This window comes from Bacillus sp. FSL R5-0416 (assembly GCF_037975425.1).
Lineage (GTDB): Bacteria > Bacillota > Bacilli > Bacillales > Bacillaceae > Bacillus > Bacillus subtilis.
Map to the genome: position 1 here is coordinate 3026626 of NZ_CP150252.1, position 14881 is coordinate 3041506.

General features: G+C 45.0%; 17 protein-coding genes. 3 read left to right on the plus strand and 14 right to left on the minus strand.

From position 1 onward, the window contains the following. Window positions 1-123: 123 nt before the first annotated feature. The 9 genes from ytxJ to NYE20_RS16230 form a co-directional block, all read right to left on the minus strand. On the minus strand, window positions 124-450 hold the full coding sequence (gene ytxJ, locus NYE20_RS16190) for a bacillithiol system redox-active protein YtxJ (RefSeq protein WP_161621733.1): 327 nt from the start codon (window positions 448-450) through the stop codon (window positions 124-126). Window positions 451-473: 23 nt separating this feature from the next. Next, window positions 474-929 (minus strand): YtxH domain-containing protein, encoded by a 456-nt coding sequence (locus tag NYE20_RS16195; RefSeq protein WP_004398549.1) that lies wholly within the window; start codon window positions 927-929, stop codon window positions 474-476. A gap of 30 nt (window positions 930-959) precedes the next feature. After that, window positions 960-1382: a DUF948 domain-containing protein gene (locus tag NYE20_RS16200; protein ID WP_003229276.1), complete on the minus strand. Its 423-nt coding sequence runs from the start codon at window positions 1380-1382 to the stop codon at window positions 960-962. Between the two features lie 161 nt (window positions 1383-1543). Next, window positions 1544-2842 (minus strand): UDP-N-acetylmuramate--L-alanine ligase, encoded by a 1299-nt coding sequence (gene murC / locus NYE20_RS16205; RefSeq protein WP_003229274.1) that lies wholly within the window; start codon window positions 2840-2842, stop codon window positions 1544-1546. A 249-nt stretch (window positions 2843-3091) separates the two neighbouring features. Continuing rightward, window positions 3092-5950 carry a DNA translocase SftA gene (gene sftA, locus NYE20_RS16210; RefSeq protein WP_103803872.1) on the minus strand — a complete coding sequence of 953 codons (2859 nt, stop codon included), beginning with the start codon at window positions 5948-5950 and terminating at the stop codon, window positions 3092-3094. 159 nt (window positions 5951-6109) lie between these two features. Then, window positions 6110-6715 carry a YtpR family tRNA-binding protein gene (gene ytpR, locus NYE20_RS16215; RefSeq protein WP_003229269.1) on the minus strand — a complete coding sequence of 202 codons (606 nt, stop codon included), beginning with the start codon at window positions 6713-6715 and terminating at the stop codon, window positions 6110-6112. A gap of 15 nt (window positions 6716-6730) precedes the next feature. Beyond that, on the minus strand, window positions 6731-7540 hold the full coding sequence (locus tag NYE20_RS16220) for a DUF1444 domain-containing protein (protein ID WP_009967991.1): 810 nt from the start codon (window positions 7538-7540) through the stop codon (window positions 6731-6733). A gap of 14 nt (window positions 7541-7554) precedes the next feature. After that, the gene (locus NYE20_RS16225) at window positions 7555-7878 is read right to left on the minus strand and encodes a thioredoxin family protein (RefSeq protein WP_003229265.1); all 324 of its coding nucleotides are present in this window, start codon (window positions 7876-7878) and stop codon (window positions 7555-7557) included. 38 nt (window positions 7879-7916) lie between these two features. Next, window positions 7917-8033, minus strand: a complete 117-nt coding sequence (locus tag NYE20_RS16230) for a hypothetical protein (RefSeq protein WP_004399150.1) — start codon at window positions 8031-8033, stop codon at window positions 7917-7919. Between the two features lie 78 nt (window positions 8034-8111). On the opposite strand from NYE20_RS16230, the gene NYE20_RS16235 reads away from it, so the two are divergent. After that, entirely contained in the window at window positions 8112-8558 is a 447-nt protein-coding gene (locus tag NYE20_RS16235; protein WP_003229263.1) for a YtoQ family protein, read from the plus strand. Window positions 8559-8612: 54 nt separating this feature from the next. On the opposite strand, the gene NYE20_RS16240 is transcribed toward NYE20_RS16235, so the two are convergent. After that, a complete protein-coding gene (locus NYE20_RS16240; protein ID WP_014480574.1) occupies window positions 8613-9686 on the minus strand; it encodes a M42 family metallopeptidase in 1074 nt (357 codons plus the stop codon). Window positions 9687-9844: 158 nt separating this feature from the next. Here NYE20_RS16240 and NYE20_RS16245 point away from each other — a divergent pair, with 158 nt between their 5' ends. Further along, window positions 9845-10162 (plus strand): PepSY domain-containing protein, encoded by a 318-nt coding sequence (locus tag NYE20_RS16245; protein WP_014477682.1) that lies wholly within the window; start codon window positions 9845-9847, stop codon window positions 10160-10162. 52 nt (window positions 10163-10214) lie between these two features. Here NYE20_RS16245 and NYE20_RS16250 read toward each other — a convergent pair whose 3' ends face one another. From NYE20_RS16250 to trmB, 3 genes are all read right to left on the minus strand, one after another. Continuing rightward, window positions 10215-11915: an NAD-dependent malic enzyme gene (locus NYE20_RS16250; protein WP_014480576.1), complete on the minus strand. Its 1701-nt coding sequence runs from the start codon at window positions 11913-11915 to the stop codon at window positions 10215-10217. An 82-nt stretch (window positions 11916-11997) separates the two neighbouring features. Further along, complete coding sequence (locus NYE20_RS16255; protein WP_014477683.1) at window positions 11998-12843, minus strand: MBL fold metallo-hydrolase; 846 nt, start codon at window positions 12841-12843, stop codon at window positions 11998-12000. Between the two features lie 69 nt (window positions 12844-12912). After that, a complete protein-coding gene (trmB, locus tag NYE20_RS16260) occupies window positions 12913-13554 on the minus strand; it encodes a tRNA (guanosine(46)-N7)-methyltransferase TrmB (protein ID WP_021480321.1) in 642 nt (213 codons plus the stop codon). Between the two features lie 206 nt (window positions 13555-13760). On the opposite strand from trmB, the gene NYE20_RS16265 reads away from it, so the two are divergent. Beyond that, window positions 13761-14039, plus strand: coding sequence for a YtzH-like family protein (locus NYE20_RS16265; protein ID WP_003237926.1), 279 nt, complete (start codon window positions 13761-13763; stop codon window positions 14037-14039). Here NYE20_RS16265 and NYE20_RS16270 read toward each other — a convergent pair whose 3' ends face one another. Continuing rightward, a complete protein-coding gene (locus NYE20_RS16270; protein WP_009967993.1) occupies window positions 14040-14837 on the minus strand; it encodes a phosphotransferase family protein in 798 nt (265 codons plus the stop codon). It lies immediately after the preceding gene. Window positions 14838-14881: the final 44 nt, after the last annotated feature.

The window sequence follows — 14881 nt, forward strand, 5'->3', positions numbered from 1 at the left end:
TTTATTACCCAAACGCTTTTAAGTGATAAAGTAATCTATGAAGCTATCCTACATGATGTGAGGGCAATGTTCAAGGGTTTTTTACAAAAAAAAAAGCGCCAGATGATATCTGGACGCTTTTTTCTATGACAAATGCTGCTCAATTGCGACTTCTGTAATTTGTGAATGTGAGGTATGCCATTTCACTTCACCGTTCTGGATGATGAATACTTGAGGGCTTTCATGCTTGACCCCATATGTTTCTGCAATGAAATTGGACAGCGGCCGGGCTTCTTGTACTTGAAGATAGTAAGCCGGCACATCCTCATGCTGATTTGCAAAGGCATCAAACTCATGAAATGCTGCCTGGCTGATCGGGCATGTGGTGCTGTGTTTAAAGAAGACGAAAACGCCTTCCTGTTCTGCAATCCGTTTAAATTCTTCCTCAGATTGAATAAGCTGTTTAGCCATGACTCAAGCTCTTCCTTCCCTGCTTAGCGATTCAACTGCTCAGCCTGTTTTTGTGCATCTTTCAGTTCGTCTTTTACATCTTCTTTCGTCTGGAGGACTTGATCTTTTGTTTCATCAGCCGCCTGCATCGCTTCTTCCCTCATATCTTGCATTGCAGTCGATGAATCCGTTTTGTCAGATTTGGAACGGTCTCTTAAATCCTTTACCTTGTTCATGATTTGCCCAGACTGATCCGCTACAAGCTGTGTGATGTTGGAAGTTTTGTCTTTTGCGATGCTGACATATTGCGTGCCTTTTTCCTTCGCATCTGCCGTCATTTTATCAGTTTTGTCCCGTAAAGCAACAGCCTGGCTGCCGAGATCGTCGCGAAGTTCTTTGCCTGATTTAGGCGCTAGAAAAAGAGCTGTAGTGGCACCGATGATTCCCCCGATTAAAGTTCCGATTAAAAAATCTTTACTATTAATTCCATCTTTGCTCATCATTATTCCTCCTCTTAGTATTTTTTTCTCTTACAGGGCTGATTTTTTCTTTTGCTTCCATTTCTCCCAAATTTCCATTGCTGCTTGACTCCATGTGACAACTTGATTGATCTTATCTTGATTTTCTCTAACTGATGCCGATACAGACCCTGCCGCTTGTTTCATGGATGTATTGAACTGCTGTACAGAAGCTCCCACTCCTTGAACAGCATGAACGACCGTGTTCAGCTTTTCTGATTTTTCCTGAATATCTTCAGCCAGGCGGTTGGTCTTATGTAAAAGCTCGGCTGTTTCAGTTGTGATGCCCTTCATTTGTCCCTCCAGCCCTTCAAGAGTGGATGCGACGTTTTTTAGTGTCAGCTGCAATGACTTCAATGTTTTAGACAAGTAGATCACTAATACGAGAAATGCAACTGCGATGAGTGCAACGCTCAAATAAAGAATAATAATCATCTCAAACCTCCTTGCTGCAGGATATACTGCTGTTTACCCGTTTTCTTCAATCATAAACATGTGTACTGGGCTGTATACATACTATTCTCCGTTATGTAAGAAAATCCTTTAATAAGCTTTCCCATCAGATAAATAAAAAGCAGTGAGATCACTGCTTTTTATTATGCCATGACGTTTTCGTAGGCTCTCATATATTTTTGGATATCTCCTGCTCCCATGAAGATGAGAACGGCTTTATCATGAGCTTTTAAAACAGATGTGTCATCTTCTTCAATCAGCTTGGCATTATGAATTTTTCCCTGGAGATCGCCGATCGTCAGCTTTCCGGCATTCTCACGGGCTGAGCCGAAAATATCGCATAAATACACACAGTCAGCGCCGCTCAGGCTTTCTGCAAATTCGTCAAGGAACTGCTGCGTCCGTGTAAATGTATGAGGCTGGAATACCGCGACAATTTCCCGATCAGGATACTTCTGTCTTGCCGCCTCGATTGTCACTTTTATTTCTGTCGGATGATGGGCATAGTCATCAATCAGCACTTGATCCCCAAGCTGCTTCTCATTGAATCTGCGTTTGACGCCCCCAAAGGATTTGAGAGCATGCTTAATGATGCTGGAATCAATTTCTTCATAATGGCATAACGCAATGACCGCCAATGAGTTTAATACATTGTGGTGGCCGTACGCAGGAATATAAAACGTATCATAGAACGTATTGCGGACAAAGACATCAAAAGTTGTCCCTTCCGTGCTTTTTACGATGTTTCTGGCTTGAAAATCATTTTCTTCCCCTGTGCCGTAATACACAACCGGGACGTTCGCATGGATTTTCGGCAGATGCTCATCGTCTCCGCAGGCAATAATGCCTTTGTTGACTTGAAGAGCCATCTCTTGGAAAGCGTCAAATACATCGTCAATGCTTGAAAAGTAATCAGGGTGATCAAAATCAATATTCGTCATAATCGCGTAATCTGGCTGATAGCTTAAGAAATGGCGGCGGTATTCGCACGCTTCAAACACAAAGTATTCGCTGTTTTCATTTCCCTGGCCTGTTCCGTCTCCGATTAAGAAAGACGTCGGTTTTGCGTTTTGGATCACGTGAGCCAGCAGACCCGTAGTCGACGTTTTGCCGTGTGCGCCCGTAACGGCAACACTCGTGAATTTTTTCATGTAGTCGCCTAAAAACTTATGATAACGTATCACCGGAATTCCCTCAGACATCGCTTTTTCTATCTCAGGATGCGTGTCTGGGAATGCGTTTCCGGCGATGACTGTCATGCCGGGTTTAATATTTTCCGCGCTAAAAGGAAGAATCGTAATATTTCTTTTTTCAAGCGCTGTTTGCGTAAAAATAAATTTTTCGATATCCGATCCTTGGACAGTATATCCATTATCATGAAGTATTTGGGCAAGCGGACTCATACCGGTCCCTTTTATTCCAACAAAATGATAAACAGTCATAATTGTACCTCCAACAAACGTCTATCTGTTCCCCAGTATATGACGCTCATTTCAATTTGCGACCGCGGCGGCTGAAAAGCCTACCTTAGCGGCGTATTTTATATATTTTGTTATGTTTAGTATCAGGTTATTTCTTTCCGATTAAACCCAGATATCAAGATTTGTCTATGCACAGCTGCTGTAAAGCGGCATAGCTGTTAAATGCTCTAAACACTATCATACCATGTTTGGTGTGAAAATGAACCCATATTATTCGTTTATTAAATCACTTGCTGTGATCAGCACCTCTCGAGGCTTGCTTCCTTTTGCCTCAGAGATCATGCCTTCCGCTTCCATCATGTCGATCAGCCTTGCCGCACGATTGTAACCGATTCTGAATCTTCTTTGCAGGCTTGAAGTGCTCGCACTGTTTTGCTCTACAACAAACTCACACGCTTCGTAAAACAGTTCGTCCTCTTCTTTCAGGGCTGATCCTTGTCTTACGAGCTCTTCTTGTTCAAATAAATAGGTCGGCGGCATTTGGCTTCTGACGTGGGAAACGACGCGGTCGATTTCCCGGTCTGACACAAAGTTACCTTGCAGACGGACCGGTTTTCCCGATCCGTTTTCCAAAAAGAGCATATCCCCTTTTCCGAGAAGCTTTTCTGCACCGGCTATGTCAATAATTGTTCGGGAATCAACCTGGCTTGAGACAGAAAAGGCGATTCTCGTCGGGATATTCGCCTTAATCAGACCTGTTATGACATCGACTGACGGACGCTGAGTTGCGACGAGAAGATGGATACCGCACGCTCTGGCTTTTTGGGCGATCCGCGCAATGCTTTCTTCCACATCGTTTGGAGCCACCATCATCAAATCTGCAAGCTCATCAATAATGACAACTAAATATGGCAGCTTTTCACCCATTTGGTGTTCAGCGGTTAATTGATTAAAGCGGTCAATGTCGCGGACACCTGAATGGGCAAAAAGCTCATAGCGGCGCTCCATTTCCTCAACGACCCATTTCAAAGCAGCCGTAGCCGCTTTAGCGTCAGTAATGACCGGGCTGACGAGGTGAGGAATTTTATTGTAAGGGGCCAGCTCTACCATTTTCGGATCAATCAGCAGCACCTTTACCTCACTCGGGTCAGCTTTATAAAGCAGGCTGACTAATATTGTATTGATGCATACGCTTTTTCCGGAGCCTGTAGCGCCGGCAATCAAGCCATGCGGCATTTTCTTCAAGTCGATAACAACAGGATTTCCTGAAATATCTAATCCCAGCGCAGCTGTGAGCGGTGACTTGCTTGTCCTGAAAGCTGAGCTGCGAATCATTTGGCGCAAATCAACCACCTTGCTCGTGCGGTTCGGCACTTCAATTCCGATCGTGTTTTTCCCCGGAATCGGCGCTTCAATCCGAATATCTCTCGCTGAGAGACTGAGTTTAATATCATCGGACAAGTTGGTGATTTTATTCACCTTTACACCCGGTTCAGGATGCACTTCAAATCTCGTGACAGACGGACCCTGGGTTACATGGACCACATTGGCGCGGACATTGAAGTTTTTCAAGGTCAAATCAAGAAGCTGACGCTGTTCTTCGATCCACGCAGCATCATCTTGAACCTGCGCTGGCGGGACATCAAGCAGTGCAACATTCGGAAATACATAGCTGCCGCGGCGCTCCTCTGCTTTTTGCTGTTTATGCGTATCTCTTTTCAGCATCATCACATTAAAAGGAACGGATGGCCCTTTTTGAGAAGATGCGCTTTGTTCGGTCCTTTTCGCCTGTACACCAGGCCTTTTTTTCGGCTCTTCTGAAGCTTCGCGAGGTTTGTCTGCGCGAATTCCCTGCCGGTTTTCAAGAGTTGCAGTAAACGATTTGGAACCCTGCTCCATGTGTTCAGTTTTCCCAAGCTCTGTATGGCTGTCTGGCTGAACATCTATCTTCGTTTCCTGAGCCTCTCCCAGGATGTCATAATGATTATTTATTATGCTTTCTGATGGCTCTTCTGATTCTTTTGCCACAGTTTCTGCTTGAGCCAGAGCCTCTGATGAATACTCATGATCAGTAAATAAAGGCTCTTCCTGACGAATGTCCATTTGTTCTTCTTGAACGAACGGGGACTCAGCACCTTCTGCCGCGTTTTCATGATGATTGTATACTGGGCTGTCTGACGGCTCTTTTGCTTTTTCATCCTCAGATACTGACTCAGTCTGAGATTCAGGAGCTGTTTGCTCTTCATCAAGTTCAGCGGAGAAAACAGGCTCTTCAATTTTCTCTGGCTGCTGCTCCCTTTGCTCTTCCTTAGCCGTTGCAGGCTCTTCGCGGCCTACTTCACTGTCTGAAAGCCCTTCAGCCGCCGTATCTGTGAGCATCTCAGGCGGTGTTTGCTCTTCGGCATGTTCAGCTGGGAAGGAAGGCTCCTCTTCTTCCGGCTGTTGAACGCCTGACTCAAATGGCACTTTGTTACCTGACGGCTCGGCTGGCCGTTTCGCCAGCGCCTCATCATTCTCCGTATCCTTTCTGTTTAAAACGCCAGAAGGCTGTTTTTCAAATTGGGTATCCGGGAAGAAAGGACTTTCTTTTTTGGAATGCGCCTGTGTGTCTGAAGCAGGATAGCCGCGTTCACGTTCGATCTCTTCTGACAGCAGTGTTACCTTCTCTTTTACCGATTTATCCGGTTCGTTCAATGTTTCAGAAGGCTTTTTCGGCACATCCTTTTTAACAGATGGTTTTTGATTGAATCCATAGACAGGCGAAGGGATATTTGTCGGTTTAAACGGTTTCTTCGCCGGCTCTGCTGCTTGATATGTATGCTGCTCTTCTTCATTTCTGGGACGCTCTCTGTAAGGTGCAGCACTTGGACGAGGCGCGGATTTCGGTTCGTCCGATGGTGTGCGGCGCCTTCTCAGGTCATGATTTTTGTATCCGTCAGGCACGACTGGAAAACGGAATTTGCCTTTTGGATATTCATAATATATTTTAGGATCTTCCAATCTTTTTAATTGTCCTTCAGGATGATGTACTTCTTGTTGCTTCGGAATTTGAGCGGGTTTTGTCTCCCGTTCAGCATCCTCTTCGCTTTCGCCTAAAAACAAATCAAAAAATTTATGAAGCCAACTCATAATTTATCTCTAACTCCCTTATAGTTTTCTGGGACGGTTTTTAGTATACCACTGCTGGTCGGCCCAGAAAAGATTAAGCTATCAGCAGAAACAAAGCCGCTAAACAAGGGCTTAGCGGCTTTTCACATGATTCGTTTTTTTTGGCGGATTTATGGGAGTCTAAAACTGAAATGCGTCTCCCGCCTCATAGTCTCCTTCTAACACAAGGATTCCTTTTTCAGCAGGGGCATCCGGCAAATCAAGCTCTTTCGCTGAGCAGATCATCCCGCTTGACGGAACGCCGCGAAGCTCTGCATCCTTAATGACAAGTCCGCTAGGCATCACAGCACCGACTTTGGCAACGACAACTTTTTGGCCTTGGTCAACGTTAGGCGCGCCGCAGACGATCTGAAGCGTTTCTTCTCCTACGTTGACTTTACATACGCTTAATTTATCCGCATTCGGATGTTTTTCTTTTGATTCTACATACCCCACAACAAACTTCGGAGATAAATCAACGACTAATGTTTCTTCAACGCCGTTTCTGTTTAAAATCTCATTAACATCTTGCACGAATGTTTCTGAGAGCGCAACAGGGCCGTTTTCATCAATGGTCAAGTAAGAAGACGCGTTGAAAATGTTGAAGCCCGTTGTTTCTTTTGTTTCGTTATTGAAAATTTTGACGACGTCGCCGTGTTTTTCATATCCTAATTGTTCGCGTGTCACATCTTGAAGAGAGATCAGGAGCGTGTCTCCCACACCTTCTTTATTATAAAAAGCGTTCATAAGTAAAAATCCTTTCTAATCCTTTTTCGGACGGCTTTTCGCCAGGATAAACACCGGTTCCAGCTTTCCTTCATTGTACAAAAATGAAAGGGCGGTAATCGGGACGGTGCCGCCTGCAAAGAAGCTCATCGACATTTGTCCTAGAATATCATACCCCGATTCATTCCGGATGTCAGCAAGAATCAAAACGTCCTGATGAGGAACAGAGATCGCCAGCTCCCCTTCTGCATGCTGCTTATACTCATTTAAGATCGCTTCGTTCAAAATCCGGCTTGCATCGTATCCGTCGTTTGCCCTGAAGAAATAAAAGTAATTGCCGGCAACCGTATCCTCTTTGACAACCGTCGGCAGGGAACGGAGATTAAATGCGGCCGTCTCTCTGATCCGCTCTTTTGTCCAGTTTTCTTTCTCAAGCATGCGCTGGTCAATTAAACGGTAGGTTTTCCCGAGATCTAGCGCGTAATAAATTCTTGTCTCTGCGGTATGATCGTCATAAATGAGCGGGATATCTTCGCTGGACTTGTCCGGGAAGGAAGTCGAGCGGATGACCGGATAAATGCGAGTTTCTTTCCCGGTCATTTCCTGAGCCTTCCCTTCCATTGCCGTCATCGCTTCGGAGACATAGTACACGATCTCATCAATGGCTTCGTCTTTTTTCAGTTCCCATTTTGCAATAATCGGCGGCAAATCGAGTGTAATCCCTTTTTTAGTCGTTTGATCCTCAACACGGAGGGTGTCTTTTTCTCTGTCAAACAGAAAGGAGCGATTCTCGTGCTGAAGGCGCTGCTTCAGTATATCTGACAGCTTCCTTGAGGTCATTTTCAAACCGATGTCCTCCTTTACGCTTTAGCGAGAGAGTCTGTTAAAAACTGTTCAATTTCTTCTTTTGTTTTGCGGTCTTTGCTCACAAAACGATTTACTTCTTTTCCTTCATTAAACACCACAAAGCTTGGGATTCCGTAAATTTCCCACTCTGCACATGTATCAATGAATTTGTCACGGTCTACGTAGTAGTAGGTGAATTCAGGGAAATTCGCTTCCAATTCAGGCAGGAAAGGCTCTACAAAACGGCAATCCGGGCACCAATCGGCTGAAAACATAAATACAGACCAATCATCCTTTACCGCTTTTTCCAGCTCTTGAGTTGATTCAATTTTTTTCATTTCATATCCCTCCAGTTGTTTATGTTCTTACATGTTTTTTATCGATACTCGTCCATTTGGATCATACCAAACTGCTTGAGGCAAAACCACTTATATGCAACGAATGAATATGTAAGATTGGCTTTCCCATTATCATTATCATATTTTATTTGCATTATCAAGCTCGTTTCATTTAACATCGTGTACATGAGGGTAAAATTTACAGATGGACATACATAAGGAGGGATTTTTATATGGAGTTTATCGTCTATTTAGCAGGAGAAATCCACAGCAATTGGCGCGAGGAAATTAAAGAAAAAACAAAATCACTGAAGCTCCCGATTACGTTTGTTGGCCCAATGGAGAATCATGACCGCTCAGACAATATTGGTGAAGAAATTATGGGCGTACAGCCAAATGCCGTTTTAAAGGATGACAAAGCCTCTGACATCAACAACTTCAGAACCGCCGTCCTGATGAATAAAGCAGACTTTGTGATCGCCCTGTTTGGCGAAAAGTACAAACAGTGGAACACGGCAATGGATGCATCATATGCGATCGCAAAAGGAAAACCCCTGATTATCATCCGGCCGGAATCGCTCCACCATCCTTTAAAAGAGCTTTCCAATAAAGCGAATATTACGGTTGAAACCGTTAACCAAGCCATTAAGGCCCTTTCCTATCTATTTGAAACAGAATAAGAAAAAAGCTTGTCGATCCGAGCTTACTGCTCGTTCAACAAGCTTTTATGAAACCTACATATTTTCTTTAATCGCATCCACCGTCTGCTTATCGCAGGCTGTTACAAGTTTGATGAGCATTTCTTTAGCAGCAGCATAATCATCAATATGAATGATAGAAGCGTTTGTATGAATATAGCGGGAACATATTCCGATAACCGCTGACGGCACACCGCTGTTCGAAATATGAACCTTGCCTGCGTCTGTTCCCCCGCCGGATACAAAATATTGATATGGAATATCATGCGTTTCAGCCATATCAAGAACGAATTCCCTCATTCCGCGATGCATGACTGTCGTTCTGTCAAGAATGCGCAGCAAAAAGCCTTTTCCAAGCTGGCCGAATTCATTTTTGTCTCCGCTCATATCGTTTGCCGGGCTGGCGTCAAGGGCGAAAAACAAGTCCGGTTTAATCATATGAGAAGCCGTCTGCGCGCCCCTTAGCCCTACTTCTTCCTGAACCGTTGCACCCGCATAGAGTGTATTCGGAAGCTCTTTACCGTGTAATTCCTTCAGAAGTTCAATGCTTAAGCCGCATCCATATCTGTTATCCCATGCTTTTGATAAAATTTTCTTTTCATTCGCCATCGTCGTAAACGGACAAACAGGCACAATCTGCTGTCCCGGTTTAATGCCGATTTTGATGGCGTCTTCCTTATCATCCGCTCCAATGTCGATCATCATGTTTTTGATATCCATCGGACGGTTTCGCTGCGCATCTGTCAATAAATGCGGCGGTATGCTTGAAATCACACCCGGAACCGGCCCGTTATCTGTTTGAATTTCAACCCGCTGCGCAAGCAAAACCTGGCTCCACCAGCCTCCGAGCGTCTGGAATCTGAGCAGCCCGTTGTCTGTAATGGATGTCACCATGAAGCCGACTTCGTCCATGTGCCCGGCTACCATAATTCTCGGTGCGTCCTCTGCGCCTCGTCTGACTCCGAAAACACTTCCCAGTCTGTCCTGAACGATGTCATCGGCATATTTGGCTAGCTCCTGCTTCATAAAAGCACGAACCTGATGCTCATTGCCCGGCGCGCCGGGAAGCTGCGTCAGTGTTTGGAAAAGCGCTTTCGTTTCTTGATTCATGTTTTCCCCTCATTTCTATGTAGTCCTTTTATTTTATTAGAAACAATGAAGTTTTCCAAGCACCCTGACCCAATCTGCTCGATCAGCCGCGTATTGCTTAACAGGATTTGGCTGTTTCTGTATAATGAAAAGTACGATCAACCAGGAGGTGCTTTATTTTGAAATTGCGTCATCTTCTTTTAGGAGCAGGACTTGGAATTTGTACGGCTGTCGTTGTGAAACAATATGTGATGAAGCCTTATATTTCTTCAGAAAAAGCGCTTCGAATTGTAAAATCTGCTTTTAAGCAGCGGGGCCCGATTGACGGATCATGGATTTACACCCAGCCGGAGCCTTACAATATTAACGGAGAAACGGTACAGGTATACAAAACCGGCATTACACGATCAGCTTTCGGAGAATTAGAACAGTATGAAGTCATGGTGGATGCGAAAACGGGAGAAATTGTTGATGTCATTGATACAATCGCCTCTTAACACCGGACAAGCAAAAAATAGAAGCCGCTGCCTATGCAGCGGCTCTTTTTTATTATATCGCGCGAATCGGTTTGTATACCGGATACCACATCGCATCCTGCACTGCCTGTATAATGTCTTCAGGCTCTTCCGTAGCGACGCCTTCCTTCATTGCGGTTTTTGCAACTTCAACAGCAACGGTTGCCGAAACAGTGCGCAAATCTTCAACTTTTGGAAGCATCGGCGCGCCAGGCACCCCGACATTGACCATACCTGCGATTGCCCGGGCACATGCTTCAAACATGCCGTCGGTAATTAATTTTGATTTTGTAACAATCGTTCCAAGACCGAGACCAGGGAAGACAAGCGCGTTGTTTGCCTGCCCGATATGATACGTAACTCCGTTATATTCAACTGGCGGGAACGGGCTTCCTGTCGTGATCAGCGCACGGCCTTCTGTCCATTCGATTAAATCCTCCGGTTTTGCTTCAGAAAGGGTTGTCGGATTTGACATTGGCAAAATCGCCGGCCGTTTCACATGTGACGCCATTTCTTTTACAATTTCTTCAGTGAAAGCGCCGGAAACTGTAGATGTGCCGATCAGGATCGTCGGTTTCGCCTGCCGGACCACTTCAAGAAGATCAATGCCTCCGCCGTCTCCGTTCCGCTGATAATCCTTCACTTCATCAGCCGAACGGGCATACGGCTTTTGGAAATCAAGAAGCTGATCCATATCATCTGTTAACAGCCCGTTTCTGTCTATGCACCAGAAGCGCTTGTATGATTCTTCTTCACTCAGCCCCTCGCGCACCAATGCTTCCCGCAGCTGTTCGGCAATTCCGATTCCTGCCGTTCCCGCTCCGAATATAACAACTCTGTGATCCCTCAGCGGAACTTTAGACGCTTTTGCACAGGATAAGACTGCGGCCAAAGAAACAGCGCCAGTTCCTTGGATATCATCATTGAAGGTACACACTTTATCTTTATAGCGTTTCAAAATGCTTCGCGCGTTTTTCGCCCCGAAATCCTCCCAATGCAGCAATGCATTCGGAAATGTTTCTCTCGCCAGCGCAACGTAGTCGTCAATAAATTGGTCATAGCGTTCGCCGCGCACTCTGGAATGCTGGTTGCCGACATAAAGCGGGTCGTTCAAGAGGCTCTCCTGATTTGTCCCCGCATCTAAAACAACAGCCAGCACTCTGCTCGGATCAATGCCCGCAGCCGCTGTATAAACCGCCAGCTTGCCAATAGAAATCGCGATTCCTCCGACGCCCCAGTCACCGATTCCTAAAATTCCTTCCGCATCAGTGGCAACAATTAAATCGATCGTATCGCTTTGATCTTTATACTGTTTAAATGCTTCTTTCATACCGTCCGGGTCATCGATTGACAGATAGAGCCCTCGTGGTTTTCTGTATTCATGGCTGTATCTCTGGATTGCCGTTCCGACTGTCGGTGTGTAGACAATCGGGAGCATTTCCCCTAAATGGTCATTTAACAGGCGATAAAACAGCGTTTCATTCCGATCGTGCAGCGCCGTTAAATAGACATTTTTGCTCAAATCGTCAGGCTGTGCGGAATATTGTTCATACGCTCTTTTCGCCTGATCATCAATTGTTAATACCTTGGGCGGCAGAAAGCCTTTTAAACCAAGTTCTTTTCTTTCTTCCTCAGTAAAAGCAACACCTTTGTTCAAAAAAGGAACAGAGAGCACTTCAAGGCCTCTTAATGTTGTTTGAATGTCTCCTTCGTTTGTTACTTTGAATTGTTTCACCCTGCCTCTTCCTTTCTGAGCATAATTAGTACTAGGTTTGCATTATTAGCCGGAAAACATGCAGGGTAAACATAAAAATATGCTATTGCTTCATTCGCTTAACTGACTTTTTGATGCTTCCGTCCTCCTCCCATTGAAGGGCGCGATACTCGGCATCATGGTAAAAAATAAACCAAGCGTCTTTTTCTGCTGCGAACGCCTGCCATTTCTGCTTTTGCGGGATAGAGGTCATCGGATAATCATCGTAAGCCAGCACCCATAGCGGATTGCGGTGGGCATGTGTCGGCATCAGATCTGCCATATGTACGGCAGTTTCACCCGCATCCTCGCATATCAGGACGCTGTGTCCGTCGCTATGGCCTCCGGTGTGATGCATTGTAATACCCTCTGTGATCGTTAAGGTGTCTTCAAAGGTTTTGACTTGGCCAGCTACAGCCTCCCAATTTTCTTTCCAATACGTATTTTTCGACCTGATATTCGGATGGCGCATTTCGTCCCATTCAACAGCTGATGTATAAATCACTGCATTCGGAAAGACAGAGACGAGCCGTTCACCTTCATATTCGGTTAAACCGCATGCATGATCAAAATGAAGGTGTGTCATTGCGATCACATCTATATCGGCAACCGTTAATCCGAGTGCAGCTAATGAGGGTTTCACATTCGACTCTTGTGTCACGCCATAGTTTCGTTTTTGTTTATCAGTCAGCTTGCCGGACCCAATTCCGGCGTCAACGATGATATTGAGCCCATCCTTTTGAATCAAAATAGGGTCTGTCCTTAGTTCAATCTGGTTTTTTTCATTGACTGGATATTTTTTAGACCAAAGCGGCTTTGGCACAACGCCGAACATGGCGCCTCCGTCCATATGCGTCACGCCTCCGTCAAGCCAGGTCAACGTGATGTTTCCAATTTTCATTGTTTCCATTTTCATCCCCCCTGTCATCATGGTAGCAAACGGTCCATAAAAAAAACAGACTCCTGTCAGAGTCTGTCTTTACGTTCTCCATTCAACCTCAGCCCGATAGATCGGCTGGCCGAGTGCAGAGAATTTTTCTTCATATTCTGTCATAATATTGCCTTCGAGATTGCTGTTATGCAAATCAAGACTGACGTATGTCAGCAGGAGGCCGTACTCAGAGAAGCTCTTCAAAGAGTACTCAAACAAACCTCGGTTGTCCGTTTTAAAATGAATCGCTCCGCCTTTGCCCATTACTTCTTCATATTTTTTGAGGAAGTGGGAATATGTCAGGCGGCGTTTTTCATGCCGTTTCTTCGGCCAAGGATCAGAAAAGTTCAAGTAGACCCGTTTCACTTCCCCCGGCTCAAACACATCCGTCAGCGTGTCCGCATCTATATTCAGAAGCTTTACATTCTGCGCTTCGCTGTCTTTTACTTTTTGGACGGCTGTCACGATGACGCTTTTAAATAACTCAATACCAATATAATTGATGTCGGGATTTTGTTTGGCCATACCAGAAATAAATTGGCCTTTTCCTGTACCAACCTCGATATGGATCGGATTGTCGTTGCCAAACACTGTGTTCCATTTCCCTTTATAATCAGCAGGATTGCTGATGGCAATATCTGCGTTTTCAGCCAAAAAGTCATCAGCCCAAGGCTTGTGGCGCATTCTCATATGATTGACACCTCTATCTATTATTTCGACTAACAACATACCATGAATTAAAAAGACCCGCAAGCTCGTTTTTCCAGTGTATCTCTCTTAAGGCCGAGCGCATAAAAAAAGAGGGTCCCGTCTGCTGGAACACTCCTTTCACATGTATAAAAACGCTCTGTTTTGAACAATTTAACCCGTATGATACTGAAGGGATGTGTACCGTTATGGGTTTACATTATGAGCATCAAGTTCATTTATTGAAGGATATATTGACTGACCATCAATTGGACTGCTGCGGAACAGTCGCAGAGTACGAGCAGCTTGAGCGTGTGATTAAATCACTGATGGCAAACACCGAGCTTGATTCAAATTTCAAAAACGTGCTTGAAGATGTTTACCGCTACAGCCAATCAGGAATATCGTCCAAATCCATCGACTCACACATACAAGAGCATCAGAACAGCCTGTCTCAATGGGTAGAGCAAATGGATTCGTATTCCTGATTAATCAACAATTCGTTTCATGAGGATATGCAGCTCTTCCATTGCATCATGAAATTCCTTATCATTGCCTTTTGCTTTATGCCAGGCAATGAAAGTAATTGTTTCAGATAACACATACCAAGCCATTCGCAACCGAAGGCTTTCTGTCAGCTCTATGCCGTACATGCTCAGCCAGCTCTCCCAAGCTGGCTTTTCGACGTAGTGGTACAGCAAAGGCCCGAGGTCCATCGCCGGATCAGCGATCATGGCGCCGTCCCAGTCAATTAAATACAGCTGGTTGTCTTCAGACAATAGCCAGTTATTATGATTGACATCACAATGGCAAACGACTTTCTCACCGAAATGCACTTCATGCAGGTGTTCTTCCAAATACTTGATCCCTTCTTGAATCAGCGGCGAAGATTGCTGCACAGCAAATACAGCCTGCTTCAGCTGAGACAAAAGAGCCCCCGGGTTCAGCGGTTCTTTTCCAAGTCTCTTCAGCATGTCCAGCAAGGCTTTTGATGTGTGTATTTTACGAAGCAATTCAGCAACGGGCCGTCCGCTCATGTCTTTAGGCTTCAGCTCTCTGCCGGTCATCCAGTGCTGGGCCGTAATGACGTCCCCATTTTCCATCCGTTTTGTCCAAACCAGCTTCGGAACAATGCCTTCGGCGGATAAAACAGCTAAAAAAGGTGAGCTATTACGTTTTAAAAAAAGCTGCTGCCCGTTATGTTTCGCATAATATGCATCTCCTGTAGCTCCTCCGGCGGGGAAGATCTCCCAATCGCTACCTAGTAATTGTCCCAACCAGTTCATATCAATGTTCAACCCATCATTTCTTAAAATATTTTAGAATTAAG

Coding starts and splice junctions, on each gene's coding strand:
- trmB (WP_021480321.1), bottom strand. CDS start 13,554: ATGAGAATGCGCCACAAGCCTTGGGCTGATGACTTTTTGGCTGAAAAC.
- NYE20_RS16200 (WP_003229276.1), bottom strand. CDS start 1,382: ATGATTATTATTCTTTATTTGAGCGTTGCACTCATCGCAGTTGCATTT.
- NYE20_RS16265 (WP_003237926.1), top strand. CDS start 13,761: ATGGGTTTACATTATGAGCATCAAGTTCATTTATTGAAGGATATATTG.
- ytxJ (WP_161621733.1), bottom strand. CDS start 450: ATGGCTAAACAGCTTATTCAATCTGAGGAAGAATTTAAACGGATTGCA.
- NYE20_RS16225 (WP_003229265.1), bottom strand. CDS start 7,878: ATGAAAAAAATTGAATCAACTCAAGAGCTGGAAAAAGCGGTAAAGGAT.
- NYE20_RS16240 (WP_014480574.1), bottom strand. CDS start 9,686: ATGAATCAAGAAACGAAAGCGCTTTTCCAAACACTGACGCAGCTTCCC.
- ytpR (WP_003229269.1), bottom strand. CDS start 6,715: ATGAACGCTTTTTATAATAAAGAAGGTGTGGGAGACACGCTCCTGATC.
- NYE20_RS16270 (WP_009967993.1), bottom strand. CDS start 14,837: ATGAACTGGTTGGGACAATTACTAGGTAGCGATTGGGAGATCTTCCCC.
- NYE20_RS16230 (WP_004399150.1), bottom strand. CDS start 8,033: ATGCAAATAAAATATGATAATGATAATGGGAAAGCCAATCTTACATAT.
- NYE20_RS16235 (WP_003229263.1), top strand. CDS start 8,112: ATGGAGTTTATCGTCTATTTAGCAGGAGAAATCCACAGCAATTGGCGC.
- NYE20_RS16255 (WP_014477683.1), bottom strand. CDS start 12,843: ATGGAAACAATGAAAATTGGAAACATCACGTTGACCTGGCTTGACGGA.
- NYE20_RS16195 (WP_004398549.1), bottom strand. CDS start 929: ATGAGCAAAGATGGAATTAATAGTAAAGATTTTTTAATCGGAACTTTA.
- murC (WP_003229274.1), bottom strand. CDS start 2,842: ATGACTGTTTATCATTTTGTTGGAATAAAAGGGACCGGTATGAGTCCG.
- sftA (WP_103803872.1), bottom strand. CDS start 5,950: ATGAGTTGGCTTCATAAATTTTTTGATTTGTTTTTAGGCGAAAGCGAA.